Raw genomic sequence first — 15,189 nt, forward strand, 5'->3', positions numbered from 1 at the left:
GTTGCCCGCGTAGATGGGGCGCTCGAAGGTGTCGGCCGAGTCGACCTTGGTGATGTCGCTGATCTGGGCCACGTCCAGCTTGGCGGCCACGCGGGGTGCCACGTTCTTGCCCGAGGCAGTCGAGGGGAACAGGATGTGGCTGTAGTTGCCGGCAATGCTCAGCACCTGGGCGGCGACGTTCTCGGCCAGGCCGTCCTTGAGGCTGGCGCCGTCGGCATGGATGACCTTGGAGACTCCGGCGATCTGGGCGGCAGCGGCTGCTGCAGCGGCTGCACCTTCGCCAACGACCAGCACATGCACATCACCGCCGCAGGCCTTGGCAGCCGTCACGGTGTTCAGGGTCGCGGTCTTGATCGACGCGTTGTCGTGTTCTGCAATAACGAGAGAGGTCATTTCAGTCGTCTTTCTCTAGAATTTTTCATGGTGCCTGCATCACCCGCAGCCGGCCAATCTGGCGCGACTCAAGCGCGGGACACCGAGGAAGGGCCGCCCCGCACCGAGGGGTCGTCCCCCTGCGGGGGATGACGCGAAGCGGCTCAGGGGGCCTTAGATGACTTTCGCTTCGTTCTTGAGCTTGTCGACCAGAGCGGCCACATCGGCCACCTTGACGCCAGCGCCGCGCTTGGCGGGCTCGGAGACCTTCACGGTCTTGAGGCGAGGCGTCACGTCCACACCCAGGTCTTCGGGCTTGAAGATGTCCAGCTGCTTTTTCTTGGCCTTCATGATGTTGGGCAAGGTGACGTAGCGGGGCTCGTTCAGGCGCAGGTCGGTGGTGATGACGGCGGGCGTGGACAGGGCCACGGTCTCCAGGCCGCCATCCACTTCGCGGGTGACGTTCACTTTGTCGCCGGCGACTTCGACCTTGGAGGCGAAGGTGGCCTGGGGCAGATCGGCCAGGGCCGCCAGCATCTGGCCGGTCTGGTTGGCGTCGTCGTCGATGGCCTGCTTGCCGCAGATGACCAGACCGGGTTGCTCCTTGTCCACCAGGGCCTTTAGCAGCTTGGCCACGGCCAGGGGCTGCAGCTCGACATCGGTCTCGACCAGGATGCCGCGATCGGCACCGATGGCCATGGCCGTGCGCAGGGTTTCCTGGCACTGGGCCACGCCGCAGGAGACGGCGATGACTTCGGTGACCACGCCTTTTTCCTTCAGGCGCACGGCTTCTTCGACGGCGATTTCGTCAAAGGGGTTCATGCTCATCTTGACGTTGGCGATGTCCACACCCGTGCCGTCCGACTTCACGCGGACCTTGACGTTGTAGTCCACGACACGTTTGACGGGTACAAGGATTTTCATGAGAAAGCTCTTTCCTGGTTTTGAAGAGTGAAAGGCTTAGCGGGCCAGGCCCGCGAGCCGCTCGTTGATCAGTGCATGGGCCTGGTCCATGATGCCGGCGATCAGTTGCGCAACCGTGGGCACGTCGTGGATCAGGCCCGCGACCATGCCGCAGGACCAGACGCCTGCGTCCATGTCGCCGTCGTGCATGATGCGCGGATAGACGCCGGCCACTTCGGGGGCGATGTCGGCAAAGGTGATGGCCGCGCCCAGCTCGCGCTCCTTTTGCAGCAGGCGTTCGGTGGCCGCATTGCTAAGCACGCGCTCGGTGTTGCGCAGCGGGCGCATGACCAGACGGGTGTCCAGCTCGCTGGCCGCAACGATGGCCTGCTTTACCTTGTCGTGTACAGGTGCCTCTTTCGTGGCGATAAAGCGCGTGCCCATATTGATGCCTTCGGCGCCTAGCGCCAGCGCGGCCACCAGCGACCGGCCGTCGGCCATGCCGCCCGAGGCGACAAAGGGAATCTTCAGTTCTTCGGCCGCGCGCGGAAGCAGGATGAAGTTGGGGATGTCGTCCTCGCCCGGATGACCACCGCATTCGAAGCCGTCCACGCTGATGGCATCGCAGCCGATGGCCTCGGCCTTGAGCGCATGGCGCACCGAGGTGCACTTGTGGATCACCTTGATGCCGGCTTCCTTGAGCGCGGGCAGCCATTTCTGCGGGTTGTTGCCGGCCGTCTCGACCACCTTGACGCCGCCTTCGATGATGGCCTTGACATAGCCCGGGTAGTCGGGCTGGTTGACCGAGGGCAGAAACGTCAGGTTGACGCCAAAGGGCTTGTCCGTCATCTCGCGGCAGCGCGCGATCTCGCGTGCCAGCAGCTCGGGGGTGCGCTGGGTCAGGCCCGTGATGATGCCCAGTCCCCCGGCATTGGAAACGGCGGCGGCCAGCTCGGCCAGGCCCACATGGTGCATGCCGCCCTGAATGATGGGGTGCTCTATGCCAAAGAGTTCGGTGATGCGTGTCTTCATGTCGTTGTCACTCCACTGCAATGCCCTTGTCGCGGATCAGCTGGCCCCAGCGCGTGTAGTCCTGCTGGATGCGCTGGCCCAGCTGGGCGGGATTCTGGAAGTTGGCGATGGCGCCCGCGTGGAGCAGCTTGCTCTGGACGTCCTTGTCGGCCAGTATCTGCTGGACTTCGGAGGCGATGCGCTCGACCACGGCCTTGGGCGTTCCCTTGGGCGCGAGCAGGCCGCCCCAGGAGACGGCGTCATAGCCCTTGATGCCTTGTTCGGCGATCGTCTTCGTGTCGGGCAGCATGCTCACGCGCTGGGGCGATCCCACGGCGATGGCGCGCAGCTTGCCGACCTGGATATGGGGCAGCGCAGCCACGAGGTCGGCATACATGATGGGCACCTGGCCGCCGATGGTGTCGGTGATGGCGGGCACGCCGCCCTTGTAGGGCACGTGCTGCATGTCGAAGCCGGCCATCTGCTTGAGCATCTCCATGCTCAGATGGCCGAAGCTGCCGGCACCCGAGCTGGTGTAGTTGAGCGGGGACTTCTGGGCCTTGGCGTGGGCGATCAGGCTCTTGAGGTCGGTGACATCGGGCAGCAGCGCGGGGTTGACCACGATGACGATGGGCAGGTCATAGACCGTGGCCACGGGCGCGAAATCCTTGACGGTGTCATAGCCGGCCTTCTTGTACAGGTGCGGCGCCAGCAGCGTGGGCGTGGCCAGCATCATCAGCGTGTAGCCGTCGGCCGGACTCTTGGCGACCTGCACGGCCGCGATGGAGCCCGATGCGCCGGGGCGGTTTTCCACGACCACGGTCTGCTTGAGACGCTCGCCCAGCTTCTGCCCCACGATGCGCGATGCCGTGTCGGTCGGGCCGCCCGCAGGGAAGGGAACGACCAGGCGCAGCATCTTGCTGGGCCAGTCGGTCTCGGCCAGCGCGCCGCCGGCCATGCCGGCCAGCAGCGGCGCTGCGGCCAGTGCCAGAACGCTGCGCCGGGTGGCTCCGGCCTGAGGTGCGGTGTTGCGCGTGTACATGAAGTCTCCTGTCTGGACTGTCTGAGCAGTCGTCGGTAGCGGCCTGCTGCCGCAGGCCGGAAAAATGAGTGTGCCTGGCATCAGTCCAGCTTCGCGCCAGCTTGCTCGACCAGCGCCTTCCAGACCGGCATATCGCGCTGATAGTTGTCGCGGAAGGCCTGGGGGCTGTTCATCATGGGAATGAAGCCGGCGCCCGTGATGCGCTCCAGCACCTTGGGGTCCTTGATGATCTCGCGCAGGTGGCCGTAGAGCTGGTCCACGACCTCCTTGGGCACGCCTGCGGGCGCGCCCATGGCCACCCAGCCGTAGATCGAATAGGCATCGTCGGTGACGCCCTGCTCGAAGATGGTCGGCAGCTTGGGCAGGATTTCCATGCGTTCCTTGCCCGTGACTCCGATGGCCTTGAGGCGGCCCGAGTCGATGAAGGGCTTGGTGTTGAGCGCGCTGGAAAAGCACAGCTGCAACTGGCCGCCGATCAGCTCCTGGATCATGGGAGCCTCGCCCTTGTAGGCCGCATGGTTCATGTCGGCATCCATGGTCTTGCTCATGTAGGCACCGGCCAGATGCGCGTACGAGCCCACGCCCCAGGAGCCATAGGACAGCTTGCCCTTGTGCGCCTTCACATAGGCCAGCAGCTCCTTCATGTTGTTGGCCGGCACCGAGGGATGGACGACCAGCGTGACGGGCGCCGCCGCGACCTGGGTGATCAGCGCGATGTCCTTTTGCGGGTTGTAGGGCAGCTTGGTGTAGAGGAACTGGTTGATCAGCATCGAGGTGCTGAGCGACAGCAGCAGCGTATGGCCGTCGGGCGCTGCCTTGGCCACGGCCTCGGTGCCGAGGATGCCGGCGGCGCCGGCCTTGTTGTCCACCACCACGGGCTGGCCCAGGCGCTTGGCCAGCACCTCGCCGATGGTGCGCGCCATGATGTCGGTGGCGCCCCCTGCGTTGAAGGGAACGACCACGCGAATGGGCTTGCTGGGCCATGCCGGCTTGCCGGCCTGCGCCAAGGCGCTGCCCGCGCCCGTGGTCAGCAGACTGCCGCCGCCGATGGCGGCCAGCCCTTGAAGAATGTCGCGGCGTGTGACTTGATTGCTCATTGTTTTGTCTCCTGGGTATTGCTGTCTATGGGTGCCGTCTTGGTGCGGCATGCAAACCTGGCGGGGCTGGGGGCCGGGCATCAATGGCCCCCGTGGAATCAGTCGCGTGATCGGTCCTCTTATCCCTATTGCGCGGGGGGCTCGGGCAGGGTCAGCACGCCCTTGGACTGCAGCTGCTGCAACTGCTCGTCGCTCATGCTGAGCAGCCGGTGCAGCACTTCGCGCGTGCCCTCACCCAGCGTGGGCGGCGCATGGCGGATGGGCAGACGCTGGCCGTCCAGGCGGTAGGGCGGCGCGAACACGGGCGTGGTGCCGGCCACGGGATGGGGCATGTCGCGCAGCAGGCCGCTGCGGCGCGTGCGCTCGCTGGTCAGGGCCTCGTGCAGACCGGCCACGCGGCCGCAGGGAATGCCGGCGGCCGTCAGGCGCTCGAGCAGCAGATCGCGCGGGAAGCTGCCAATCAGCTCCTTGAGCATGGGACTGAGCTCCTGGCGGTTCCTGGCACGGTTGACGTTGGTGGAGAAGCGCTGGTCCTCGACGATGTCGGGACGCAGGATGACCTGGCGGCAGAACTTGTCGAACTGGCTGTTGTTGCCCACGGCAATGATCAGCGGGCCGTCGGCGGCCTCGTACATGCCGTAGGGCACGATGGAGGGATGGGCGTTGCCGTAGCGCTCGGGGTCATGGCCCAGCTGCATGGCGTCCAGCCCGTAGTAGCCGGTGACCATGATGCCGCTATCGTACAGCGCCATCTCGATGAGCCGGCCCTTGCCCGTGCGCTCGCGGCGGAACAAGGCGGCCAGCACGGCCTGGGCCGCATACATGCCAGTCACCAGATCCACCACGGCCACGCCGAATTTGAGCGGCGGCATGCCTGCCTCGCCGTTGAGCGCCATCAGACCCGCCTCGCCCTGGATCACCAGATCGTAGCCAGGGCGCTTGGCCTCGGGGCCGCTGCTGTCGTAGCCAGCCACGGCGCAATAGATCAGGTCGGGCTTGATGGCCTTGAGCTGCTCGTAGCCCAGGCCCAGCTTCTCGGCGCCGCCGGTCTTGAAGTTGTGGATGAGCACATCGAACTGGGGCAGCAGTTCATGGAGGATCTTCACGCCCTCGGGCGTTTGCAGATCCAGCGTGATGGACCGCTTGTTGCGATTCATGCTGTTGTAGTAGGTGGTCTCGGTCTTGCCGATGCGCATGCCCCAGTCACGCGTGTCGTCGCCGCGGCCCGGGTGCTCGACCTTGACCACCTCGGCACCGAAGTCGGCCAGCACCATGCCGCACAACGGCCCGGCGAAGACGCGGGACAGATCGAGTACCTTCACCCCCTCCAGCGGGAAGTCGATGTCCGGGTTCTGTTCGGTATTGCTGTCGGCCATGAGCCTTGTCTCCTTGAAAATCTTGGTTTTGTCGGGTGCTCAGGCACGCAATCGGGTGAAATCGGCGCTGCGCTTTTCGAGAAAGGCGGCAATGCCTTCACGGGACTCTTCGCTGCCCTGAGAGCGCACCATGTACTGCGCCTCCAGCTCCAGCTGCTGCTCCAGCGTGGTGCGCGGTGCCTGCCGGCACAGGTCCTTGATCAAGGCCATGGCCTGGTCCGGGCCGGTCGCGATCTGGGCGGCCAGCGCTACGGCATCGGCCAGCGCCTGGCCGGGCTCGGCCAGCCGGTTGACGGGACCCAGAGCGTGCATGCGTTCGCCGCTGATGCGCTCGCCAGTCAGGCACAGCTCGGTCAGCACCTGGCGCGAGACAAACTCGGCCAGAAAGGCCGTGGCGCCGCCGTCGGGCGTCAGCCCCACCTTCACATAGGCCACGGAGAACAGGCTGTCGCGGGCGGCCACCAGCATATCGCAGGCCAGGGCCAGCGACAGGCCAGCGCCCGCCGCTGCGCCTTCGACGGCGGCGATGACGGGTTTGGGGCAGTCGCGCACGGCGCGAATCAGATCGTGCAGGCCTTCCAGCTTTTCTCGGCGCTGCTCCACGGGCAGTTCGCGGCGCCCGGCCAGTTGGCGCAGATCGCCACCGGCGCAGAAATGACCGCCCTCACCCGTGAGCACGACCGCGCCCACACTGGAGTCGGCCGCAGCATCTGCCAGCGCGGTCGTGACGGCCGCGTAGAACGCGGGCGACAGCGCATTGCGCGCAGCCGGGTTGTTGTTGCTCAGCACCAGCACGGCACCTTCGCGGCGGATCAGCAAAGCGTCACTCATTGATGTTCTCTCCATGTCTAGCGAAACCGCAGCCTCCCAGCCTCGGGGCTCAGGCCTGCGTCAAAGCCATGAAACGCGCCAGGTGATGGTCCTCGTCGCCAAACTGGTGGTCGATCATGATCAGTCGCTTGGCGTAATGCGCCAGCGGCAGCTCCCAGGTCATGCCGATGCCGCCATGCATCTGTATGCTTTCCTCGGCCACCAGGGTCCCCACGGAGCCCACGGTGTACTTGGCGGCAGACAGCATCCTCTCGCGCTCGGCGCCCTGGGCATTGTCGATGGCATCGGCCGCATTGATGACGGTGGAGCGCACCTGCTCCACCTCCAGCAGCAGATCGGCCATGCGGTGCTGCAGCGCCTGGAAGCCGCCGATGGCCACGCCGAACTGCTTGCGCGTCTGCAGATACTCCAGCGTGTTCTGCTTGGCCACATCCATGGCGCCCAGCGCCTCGGCAGCCAGCGCCAGCAGGGCAAATCCCTGCACATGCTCAAGCACGGCATGGCCCTGGCCCTCGGCACCCAGCAGAGCATCCTCGGCCAGCTGCACATTCTCGAACGTCAGCTCGGCAGCGCGGCCGCCTTCCATGCGGCTATAGCCCCGCTTGGCAATGCCGGCGGCGTTGCCGTCGACCAGGAACAGGCTGATGCCGGCAGCATCGAACATGCTCCCTGCGGTGCGCGCCGACACCAGCAGCAGGCCGGCCTTTTCGCCAAAGGCCACTACGCTCTTGGCGCCGTTGAGCACCCAGCCCGTGGCGCTCCTGGCGGCCGTGGCGGTGACCTTGTTGAGCTCGTAGTGGCTACCCGGTTCATCGTGCGCCAGGGCGGCGATCACGCCGCCGGCAATGATCTCTTCCAGCTGGCGCTTTTGCGCATCGCTGCCAGCGGCAATCAGGGCCTGGCCCACGACCAGCGCCCCCAGCAGCGGCTCGGCCACCAGGCCGCGGCCCAGTGACTCGAACACCACGCTGATGTCAAAGCCCGAGCCGCCAAAGCCGCCCACCGCTTCGGGGAACAGCGCGCCAATCGCGCCCAGCTCGGCAAATTGCGCATACAGCGCGGGGCTGTGACCTTCTGCGCCATAGGCCAGCTGGTTGCGATGCTCGATGCCGTACTGCTCGGAGACAAAGCGGTTCAGGCTGTCCGCCAGCATGCGGCGGTCTTCGGTGTGTGTGAAGTTCATGACAAATTCTTTCTACCCAACAAGAGACCCATATCGCTTGGCATGCCCCCTTCGCGGGAGACACCGAGCTAGGGCCTCCCCGACGCGAAGTTGTCGTCCCCCTTGGGGGCGCCCGGCTAGGGGAAGGTGCGGGGCCGCCCAGGCGAAGCGACTCAGGGGGTTACAGGTTCACAAGCCCAGAATCATCTTGGAGATGATGTTCTTCTGGATTTCGTTGGAGCCACCGAAGATCGACAGCTTGCGGTAGTTGAAGTAGTTGGCCGAGGCCGTGGCGGCCTCGTCGATGCCGCCGATGGGCGCCTGGTCATAGCCTTCGTACTGGGCCTCGTCGATATAGGGCACGGCATACACGCCCATGGCGCGGCGGATCAGCGACAGGATTTCCTGACGGATCTCGGTGCCGCGAATTTTCAGCATGGAGCTTTCCGCACCGGGCACGCCGCCACCGGCCACGGCGGCGATCACGCGCAGATTGGTGGTCTTCATGTTCTCCAGGTCGATCTCGACGCGCGCCATGCGGGCGGCGAACAGCGGGTCCTGGCTCAAAGGCTGGCCGTTCTTGTGTACCTTGGCGGCGATGACCTTGAGCTTGGCCAGGGCCGAGATGCAGAAACCCACACCCGCAATGCCGGTGCGCTCGTAGGTCAGCAGATACTTGGCATAGGTCCAGCCCCGGTTTTCCTCGCCCACCAGATTCTCGACAGGCACCTTCACATCGGTGAAGAAGACTTCGTTGACTTCCTTGTCGCCGTCCAGCGTGCGGATGGGACGCAGCTCCACGCCGGGGCTGTTCATGTCCACCAGCAAAAAGCTGATGCCGGCCTGGGCCTTGGCCTCGCGGTTGGTGCGCACCAGGCAGAAGATCATATTGGCGTGCTGGCCCTGGGTGGTCCAGGTCTTCTGGCCGTTGACGATGTAGAAGTCTCCATCGCGCACGGCCGTGGTCTTCACCGAGGCCAGATCGGAGCCCGCGCCGGGCTCGGAGTAGCCCTGGCACCACCAGTCCTGGCCGCTCAGAATGCGCGGCAGCCAGTACTTCTTTTGCTGCTCGTTGCCGTACTTGATGAGCACCGGCCCCAGCATGTTCACGCCAAAGGGCACGATGCGCGGGCCGCCGGCCAGGGCGCATTCGGTGTCGAAGATGAACTTCTCGACTGCTCCCCAGCCCGGACCGCCATGCTCCTCGGGCCAATGATTCGCATACCAGCCGCGCTCGTTGAGGATGGCGTGCCACTCGTCCTGATCGGCCTTGCTCAGACGCTGGCCGGCCTTGATCTTGAGCGAAATATGCTTGGGCAGCTTCTCCTTGAGAAAAGTCTGCACCTCGGCGCGAAACGCCTCTTCCTGGGGGGTGAATTGCAAATCCATTGCTATTTCCTGGTAATCCATGGCGCAGCGCGCCTTTGCAGCCTCTGACACCGGCACGCTCTGAACCAGAGGCGCCGAGCAAGAGCCGTCTCGCAGCAAAGGCGTCGTCCCCTTCCCGAAGAGAGAGGGGGAAGCGGCGCCAGCCGCTCAGGGGGTGTTTAGAAAATCTCGAACAGGCCAGCAGCACCCATGCCGCCGGCAATGCACATGGTCACCACGCCCCACTTGACCTGGGGGTTGCGGGCCTTGCGGCGCTGGCCTTCGAGCAGGATGTGGCCGGTCAGGCGTGCACCCGTCATGCCGAAAGGGTGGCCGATCGCAATCGCGCCGCCGTTGACATTCAGGCGCTCGTTGGGAATGCCCAGCTGACGCTGGCAATACAGCGCCTGCGAGGCAAAGGCTTCGTTCAGCTCCCACAGGTCGATATCCTGAACCGTCAGGCCGTGGCGCTTGAGCAGCTTGGGCACGGCAAACACGGGGCCAATGCCCATCTCGTCAGGCTCGCAGCCAGCCACGGCAAAGCCGCGGAAAGCGCCCAGGGGCTTGAGGCCCAGACGCTCTGCCAGCCTGGCCTCCATCACCACGCAGGCGCTGGAGCCGTCAGACAGCTGCGAGGCATTGCCGGCCGTGATGAAGTTGCCCGGGCCCTTTACAGGCTCCAGCTTGGCCAGCCCCTCCAGCGTGGTGCTGGCGCGGTTGCAGTTGTCCTGCGTGGCCACCACCTCGCGGTAGGTGACTTCGCCGGTTTCCTTGTTCTTCTCCATCATGCGTGTGGAGCAGGCGATGATCTCGTCCTTGAACAGATCGGCGGCCTGGGCCGCTGCCGTGCGCTGCTGGCTTTGCAGCGAGAACGCATCCTGGTCTTCACGCGTGATGCCGTAGCGCTTGGCCACCACATCGGCGGTGTCGATCATGGCCATGTACAGCTCGGGCTTGTGCTCCACCAGCCAGGGGTCCATGTCGGTGGGCAGATTGTTGCCGGCCCGGATGCCGGAGATGGTCTCGATACCGCCGGCCAGCATCACGTCCACGCCCTCGGCCACGACGCGGCCTGCCGCGATGGCGATGGACTGCAGACCCGAAGCGCAAAAACGCGTGATGGTGGTGCCGGCGATCGACAGCGGCAGCCCGGCGCGCAACACGGTCTGTCGGCCCAGATTGCGGCCCTGGAAACCGTCGGGGTTGCCGCAGCCCAGAATCAGGTCCTCGATCATTTCGGGATCGACCCCCGAGCGCTCCACCGCCGCCTTGACGGAGAAAGCAGCCAGCTGGGCGGCAGGAGTGACGTTGAACTCGCCACGATGCGACTTGGTCAGCGGTGTGCGGGCGGTGGAAACGATAACGGCTTCACGCATGGTGCTTGTCTCTGTGAATGTTGAAAAATATTTTTGATAGCTGTCTTCGCCTGTCATTACTTGTTTTCAGATACTTTTCATACTGAAATCAATACAAATAAAGCGATAGCAGCTCGTTTTTTTGACTACGCGATCAAAAACCGACACGCCCTATCGGCGGACTGCCGAGCAAGGGCCTAGGCGGCCCCGCCGCCCCGCAGCGAGGGCAGTGTCCCCCTCCCGCGAAGCGAGAGAGGGGGAAGGCGCGGGGCCGCACCGGCGCCGCGCCTCAGGGGGTGTTACTGGTTCAAACTCTCGAAGTTCCTGCCTTCGGCCACCAGCTTTTGCAGCAGCGGCGCAGGCTTCCAGAACAGCGCGTCTTCCTTGGCAAAGGCTTCGATATCGGCCAGCACCTTGGCCAGGCCCTGCATATCGGCCCACTTCATGGGGCCGCCGCGGTGGCGCGGAAAGCCGTAGCCGGAGATAAAGGTCACGTCCACATCCAGCGGGCGCAGCGCAATGCCCTCGCCCACCACCTTGGCGCCTTCGTTGACCATGGCGGCCATGTAGCGGCGCATGATTTCCTCGGCCGTGAACGGGCGCGGTGTCACGCCCTTCTTGGCGCGCTCGGCGTCCACAATGGCCAGCACCTCGGGGTCGGGCTGACCGATGCGCGCACCTTGCGGATAGAGATAAAAGCCCCGGCCCGTCTTCTGGCCGAACCAGCCCTGCTCGCAGATGCGGTCGGCAATCTCCACATAACGGGCCTTGGGGTCGCGCGTGGCAGCGCGGCGCTTGCGCGTGGCCCAGCCGATATCGCCGCCGGCCAGGTCGGTGACCTGAAAGGGCCCCATGGCAAAGCCGAAGCCGCGCACGGCCTCGTCGATCTCGTAGGGGCTGGCACCGTCTTCCATGATGTAGTCGGCGGCCTGCTTGTAGGTGGCCAGAATGCGGTTGCCGATGAAACCGTCGCAGACGCCGGCGCGCACGGGCACCTTCTTCATCTTCTTGGCCAGCTCGAAGGCCGTGGTCACCACATCGGGGGCCACCTTGGTGGGCACGACGATCTCCAGCAGCTTCATGATGTTGGCCGGGCTGAAGAAGTGCAGACCGATCACGTCCTGCGGGCGGCTGGTGACGTCGGCAATCGCGTCGATATCCAGATACGAGGTGTTGGTGGCCAGCACGGCGCCGCTCTTGCAGACGCGGTCCAGCTCCTTGAACACGGCCTTCTTGACCTCCAGGTCTTCAAAGACCGCCTCGATCACCAGGTCCACATCGGCAATGTCGTCATAGCGGGTCGAGGGCGTGTAGCGCGCCATGATGGCGGCCTTGGCCTCCTCGCTCATGCGGCCCTTGGCGATCAGGCCGTTGTAGACCTTCTCCACATTGGCCTGGCCGCGTGCGATGGATTCGGCGTCGCGCTCGATCATGGTCACGACCAGGCCGGCATCCAGCGCCGAGACGGTGATGCCCGCGCCCATGGTGCCGCCGCCGATGATGGCGATCTTGCTGAAGGCGCGCGGCTGCGCGGCGCGGGCTTCGGGAATCTTGGCCGTCTCGCGCTCGGCAAAGAAGGCGTGGATCAGGCCGGCGCGCTGCGGGCTGTCGATGCAGGCCAGAAACTGGGCACGCTCGAACTTCAGGCCTTCGGCAAAAGGCAGATCCAGCGCGGCTTGCACGCAGTCGATGATCTTCAGGGGCGAAAACAGGCCGCGCGACTTCTTGGCCGTGTCGGCACGCAGCGCATCGAGCTCCGCCTGGGCGGCGGCCTTGTCGGCCAGACGGCCCGGCGTGGCGCTGACGGGACGCAGCGGCGCGCCCTGCGCCAGCAACTCGCGCGCATAGGCCAGGCCCGCAGACACGGGGTCCGTGCCCTCTTCCAGTTGGTCCACCAGACCGGCTGCCAGTCCGGCCTTGGCGCCGATCTGCTGGCCGCTGAGCATCAGCTCGGTCGCGGCCTTCACGCCCATCAGGCGCGGTGCACGCTGCGTGCCGCCGGCGCCGGGCACCAGACCCAGCAAGACTTCGGGCAGACCCAGCTTCGCGCCAGGCAGCGCCAGGCGGTAATGCGCCGACATGGCGATCTCCAGGCCGCCGCCCAGCGCCGCGCCGTGGATCACGGCCACCACGGGCTTGCTGCAGGCCTCGATACGGTTGCAGACATCGGGCAGGAAAGGCAGGACCGGGGGCTTGCCGAATTCGCGGATATCGGCACCGGCGATGAAAGCCTTGCCCTCGCCCACGATCACCACGGCCTTGACCGAGGCGCTGGCATCGGCCTGCTCCATGGCCGCCATCAGGCCCTGGCGCACGGCAGCGCCCAGTGCATTGACGGGCGGATTGTTGACGCTGACGAGCAGGACGTCACCGTCTTGCCTGAGTTCGACGACAGAGGTGCTGGCTTGGGCGGTCATGCGTGTCTCCTGAATCTCTTTATGGAATGGGCTTTATTCTTACGACGACAATGTTTTCTAACAATCCCATGAATCATTGACAGACTGTCAAAGGAAATTGGACAAACACGCCATGGACTCCCAATCGCTGACCCTGCTGGTCGAAATCATCGATAGCGGCAATCTCAGTCAGGCGGCGCGCAAGCTCAAGATGACGCGCGCCAATGTGAGCTATCACCTGACCCAGCTGGAAAAATCCGTGGGCGTGCAACTGGTCAAGCGCACCACGCGCCGCGTGGAGCCCACGGAGATCGGCATGCGCCTGTACGAGCACGGGCGCAACATCCACAACGAAATGCTGGCCGCACGCGAGGCCATCACGGCGCTGGGCCAGAGCCTGCAGGGGCGCGTTGGCATCAGCGTGCCCAGCGGCTACGGCCAGATCGTGATGAGCGAATGGCTGATCGAGTTCAAGCGCCTGTACCCGGGCATCGTGCTCGATGTGCTGTTCGAGAACCGGGCCGACAATCTGCGCGACGATGTGGACATCATCGTGCGCGTGATCCAGGAGCCGCCCCTGTCCCTGGTGGCGCGCAGCATGGGCACGGTGCGCTACCTGGCCTGTGCCTCACGCGAATATGCGCAGACCCACGGCCTGCCCAGAACCCTGCATGCCCTGCGCGCCAGCCCGCTGATCACCGCCGGGGTCACGGGGCGGCAATTGCGCCTGGCCGCCTATCTGGGCACCGAGCGCCACGAGGTGATGCTGGAGCCCACCATGATCTCCGAGCATTTCCCGTTTCTGCGCGACGGCATCCTGGCCGGCCTGGGCGTGGGCCTGGTGCCCGACTATGTGGTGCAGGACAAGCTGGCCACGGGCGAGGTGCTGAGCACGCTGGACGAGTACCGGCTCAGCATCTTCGGCACCCATATGTATCTGCTGTACCTGCCCAACCGGCACCAGACCAAGGCCGTGCGTACCTGCATCGATTTTCTGCTGGCCAAGGCCCAGCCCGAAGCAACCCGTCTGGCCTCAATGCCCCAGCCCTGACGCAATGCCCCGGCCCTGAGCCGCAATGCACAACGCCAGCGCGCAGGCTGGCGTTTTCATTCGGCAAGAAGTCCTGGAACGTCTTTGCGTTCTCAGGACAGCCTGCGGCTCAGATTCTGCTGGCGCCAGCTGCTGGGGCTTTGCTGAAAATGCTTGCTGAACCAGCGCGTGAACGAGCTGTTCTCGGCAAAGCCGGCCTGGGCTGCCGCTTCGCTCACCGACAGCTGCGGATTCTGCAGCGCACGCAGCGCGGCCTGGCTGCGCACGGCGTCCAGCGTTTCCTGAAAGCTGGTGTTCTGGGTTTCCAGGTGCCGCTGCAGCGAGCGGGCCGTATAGCCAAGCGCGCCGGCCACATGGGCGATGCTGTGGCGCCCGTGGGGCAGCAGCGACTGCAAGGTGCTGCGCACCTGCTGCTCCAGCGACCTGGCCATGGGCCGCGGCGCGTGGCGCTCCATCAGGCTGCGGGCGTGGCTCTCCATCAGGCTGTCGTGATCGGCATCGACGGCCTCCAGATCCTCGTTGCTCACCACGATGCCATCGAAGTCCGAGCCGAACACGATCTCGCTGCCCAGCACGCGGCGATGGCTCATGGTGCTGCCCGGCGAGCTGTGCGAGAAGTGGATGCCGGCCGGGCTCCACTGCTTGCCCAGCTGATAGCGGCACAGGCTCATCAGCGCCGTGATACCCAGCTCCACCGGGTGACGCCCCGGACTCTCGCGCTCGGTATCCAGGTTCAGCTGGATGATGGAATAGCGCCCCTGGGTCACCACCTCCGTGCCCACGGTGGTGCTGATCATGTGGTCATAGTCCTTGAAGGTCTTGAGCAGACTTGCGAGGCTGGCCTGGTGCTGCAGCAGCAGGCTGATCGGCCCGAAGTCGGACAGACGCCAATGCGAGCCCATGAGCAGGCCCAGCGAAGCCTGCCCGGCCTGCGCCGACGAAGCCTCCAGCAACTGCGCAAACGCCGCTTCGGGAACCATGAGGTCGGGAGAGCTCAGACAGCTGTGATCCAGCCCCACCTGGCGGAACATGCGCAGCGGATCGATGCCGAGCTCATTGGCCACCTTGGCGTATTTGCACAGGCTCACACTTCGGATACGGGGCTTCATCGTGACCAGGAAAACGGTTGACCCAGGTACTGCGCAGCAGGCCCGGATTTCATGGATGCAAACAGGGCTCAAGGGCAAGCTGCATTTCGGGTGTTGATGTTTATCAATATCACCAC

At 65.1% G+C, this 15,189-nt stretch carries 12 protein-coding genes and 1 pseudogene; 1 reads left to right on the forward strand and 12 read right to left on the reverse strand.

Going from position 1 to position 15,189, the window contains the following annotated elements; genetic code table 11:
* From AC1RTQ_RS00005 to AC1RTQ_RS00055, 11 genes and pseudogenes are all read right to left on the reverse strand, one after another.
* A pseudogene (locus tag AC1RTQ_RS00005) lies at nt 1–393 on the reverse strand (electron transfer flavoprotein subunit alpha/FixB family protein); the annotation flags it as partial.
* A gap of 153 nt (nt 394–546) precedes the next feature.
* Nucleotides 547–1,296: an electron transfer flavoprotein subunit beta/FixA family protein gene (locus AC1RTQ_RS00010; protein ID WP_492873501.1), complete on the reverse strand. Its 750-nt coding sequence runs from the start codon at nt 1,294–1,296 to the stop codon at nt 547–549.
* A 36-nt stretch (nt 1,297–1,332) separates the two neighbouring features.
* On the reverse strand, nt 1,333–2,307 hold the full coding sequence (locus AC1RTQ_RS00015) for an NAD(P)H-dependent flavin oxidoreductase (RefSeq protein ID WP_492873502.1): 975 nt from the start codon (nt 2,305–2,307) through the stop codon (nt 1,333–1,335).
* A gap of 7 nt (nt 2,308–2,314) precedes the next feature.
* Entirely contained in the window at nt 2,315–3,328 is a 1,014-nt protein-coding gene (locus tag AC1RTQ_RS00020) for a Bug family tripartite tricarboxylate transporter substrate binding protein (protein WP_492873504.1), read from the reverse strand.
* A gap of 80 nt (nt 3,329–3,408) precedes the next feature.
* Entirely contained in the window at nt 3,409–4,425 is a 1,017-nt protein-coding gene (locus AC1RTQ_RS00025) for a Bug family tripartite tricarboxylate transporter substrate binding protein (RefSeq protein ID WP_302089448.1), read from the reverse strand.
* Between the two features lie 125 nt (nt 4,426–4,550).
* Nucleotides 4,551–5,801 (reverse strand): CaiB/BaiF CoA transferase family protein, encoded by a 1,251-nt coding sequence (locus AC1RTQ_RS00030; protein WP_302089447.1) that lies wholly within the window; start codon nt 5,799–5,801, stop codon nt 4,551–4,553.
* Between the two features lie 39 nt (nt 5,802–5,840).
* Nucleotides 5,841–6,632: an oxepin-CoA hydrolase, alternative type gene (locus AC1RTQ_RS00035; protein ID WP_492873506.1), complete on the reverse strand. Its 792-nt coding sequence runs from the start codon at nt 6,630–6,632 to the stop codon at nt 5,841–5,843.
* Nucleotides 6,633–6,681: 49 nt separating this feature from the next.
* Complete coding sequence (locus AC1RTQ_RS00040; RefSeq protein ID WP_492873507.1) at nt 6,682–7,815, reverse strand: acyl-CoA dehydrogenase family protein; 1,134 nt, start codon at nt 7,813–7,815, stop codon at nt 6,682–6,684.
* 168 nt (nt 7,816–7,983) lie between these two features.
* The gene (locus tag AC1RTQ_RS00045; RefSeq protein WP_492873509.1) at nt 7,984–9,183 is read right to left on the reverse strand and encodes an acyl-CoA dehydrogenase family protein; all 1,200 of its coding nucleotides are present in this window, start codon (nt 9,181–9,183) and stop codon (nt 7,984–7,986) included.
* Nucleotides 9,184–9,341: 158 nt separating this feature from the next.
* A complete protein-coding gene (locus AC1RTQ_RS00050) occupies nt 9,342–10,538 on the reverse strand; it encodes an acetyl-CoA C-acyltransferase (RefSeq protein ID WP_492873511.1) in 1,197 nt (398 codons plus the stop codon).
* Between the two features lie 278 nt (nt 10,539–10,816).
* Nucleotides 10,817–12,934: a 3-hydroxyacyl-CoA dehydrogenase NAD-binding domain-containing protein gene (locus AC1RTQ_RS00055; protein ID WP_492873513.1), complete on the reverse strand. Its 2,118-nt coding sequence runs from the start codon at nt 12,932–12,934 to the stop codon at nt 10,817–10,819.
* 112 nt (nt 12,935–13,046) lie between these two features.
* Here AC1RTQ_RS00055 and AC1RTQ_RS00060 point away from each other — a divergent pair, with 112 nt between their 5' ends.
* Complete coding sequence (locus AC1RTQ_RS00060; protein WP_492873514.1) at nt 13,047–13,964, forward strand: LysR family transcriptional regulator; 918 nt, start codon at nt 13,047–13,049, stop codon at nt 13,962–13,964.
* 92 nt (nt 13,965–14,056) lie between these two features.
* Here AC1RTQ_RS00060 and AC1RTQ_RS00065 read toward each other — a convergent pair whose 3' ends face one another.
* Nucleotides 14,057–15,052: an AraC family transcriptional regulator gene (locus AC1RTQ_RS00065; protein ID WP_492873516.1), complete on the reverse strand. Its 996-nt coding sequence runs from the start codon at nt 15,050–15,052 to the stop codon at nt 14,057–14,059.
* Nucleotides 15,053–15,189: the final 137 nt, after the last annotated feature.

The organism is Comamonas sp. GW821-FHT11H03 (assembly GCF_058807955.1).

Bases quoted from the DNA above. Each gene is read 5' to 3' on its own strand.
- AC1RTQ_RS00030 (WP_302089447.1), bottom strand. From the start codon at position 5,801: ATGGCCGACAGCAATACCGAACAGAACCCGGACATCGACTTCCCGCTG.
- AC1RTQ_RS00040 (WP_492873507.1), bottom strand. From the start codon at position 7,815: ATGAACTTCACACACACCGAAGACCGCCGCATGCTGGCGGACAGCCTG.
- AC1RTQ_RS00025 (WP_302089448.1), bottom strand. From the start codon at position 4,425: ATGAGCAATCAAGTCACACGCCGCGACATTCTTCAAGGGCTGGCCGCC.
- AC1RTQ_RS00055 (WP_492873513.1), bottom strand. From the start codon at position 12,934: ATGACCGCCCAAGCCAGCACCTCTGTCGTCGAACTCAGGCAAGACGGT.
- AC1RTQ_RS00050 (WP_492873511.1), bottom strand. From the start codon at position 10,538: ATGCGTGAAGCCGTTATCGTTTCCACCGCCCGCACACCGCTGACCAAG.
- AC1RTQ_RS00010 (WP_492873501.1), bottom strand. From the start codon at position 1,296: ATGAAAATCCTTGTACCCGTCAAACGTGTCGTGGACTACAACGTCAAG.
- AC1RTQ_RS00060 (WP_492873514.1), top strand. From the start codon at position 13,047: ATGGACTCCCAATCGCTGACCCTGCTGGTCGAAATCATCGATAGCGGC.
- AC1RTQ_RS00020 (WP_492873504.1), bottom strand. From the start codon at position 3,328: ATGTACACGCGCAACACCGCACCTCAGGCCGGAGCCACCCGGCGCAGC.
- AC1RTQ_RS00045 (WP_492873509.1), bottom strand. From the start codon at position 9,183: ATGGATTTGCAATTCACCCCCCAGGAAGAGGCGTTTCGCGCCGAGGTG.
- AC1RTQ_RS00035 (WP_492873506.1), bottom strand. From the start codon at position 6,632: ATGAGTGACGCTTTGCTGATCCGCCGCGAAGGTGCCGTGCTGGTGCTG.
- AC1RTQ_RS00015 (WP_492873502.1), bottom strand. From the start codon at position 2,307: ATGAAGACACGCATCACCGAACTCTTTGGCATAGAGCACCCCATCATT.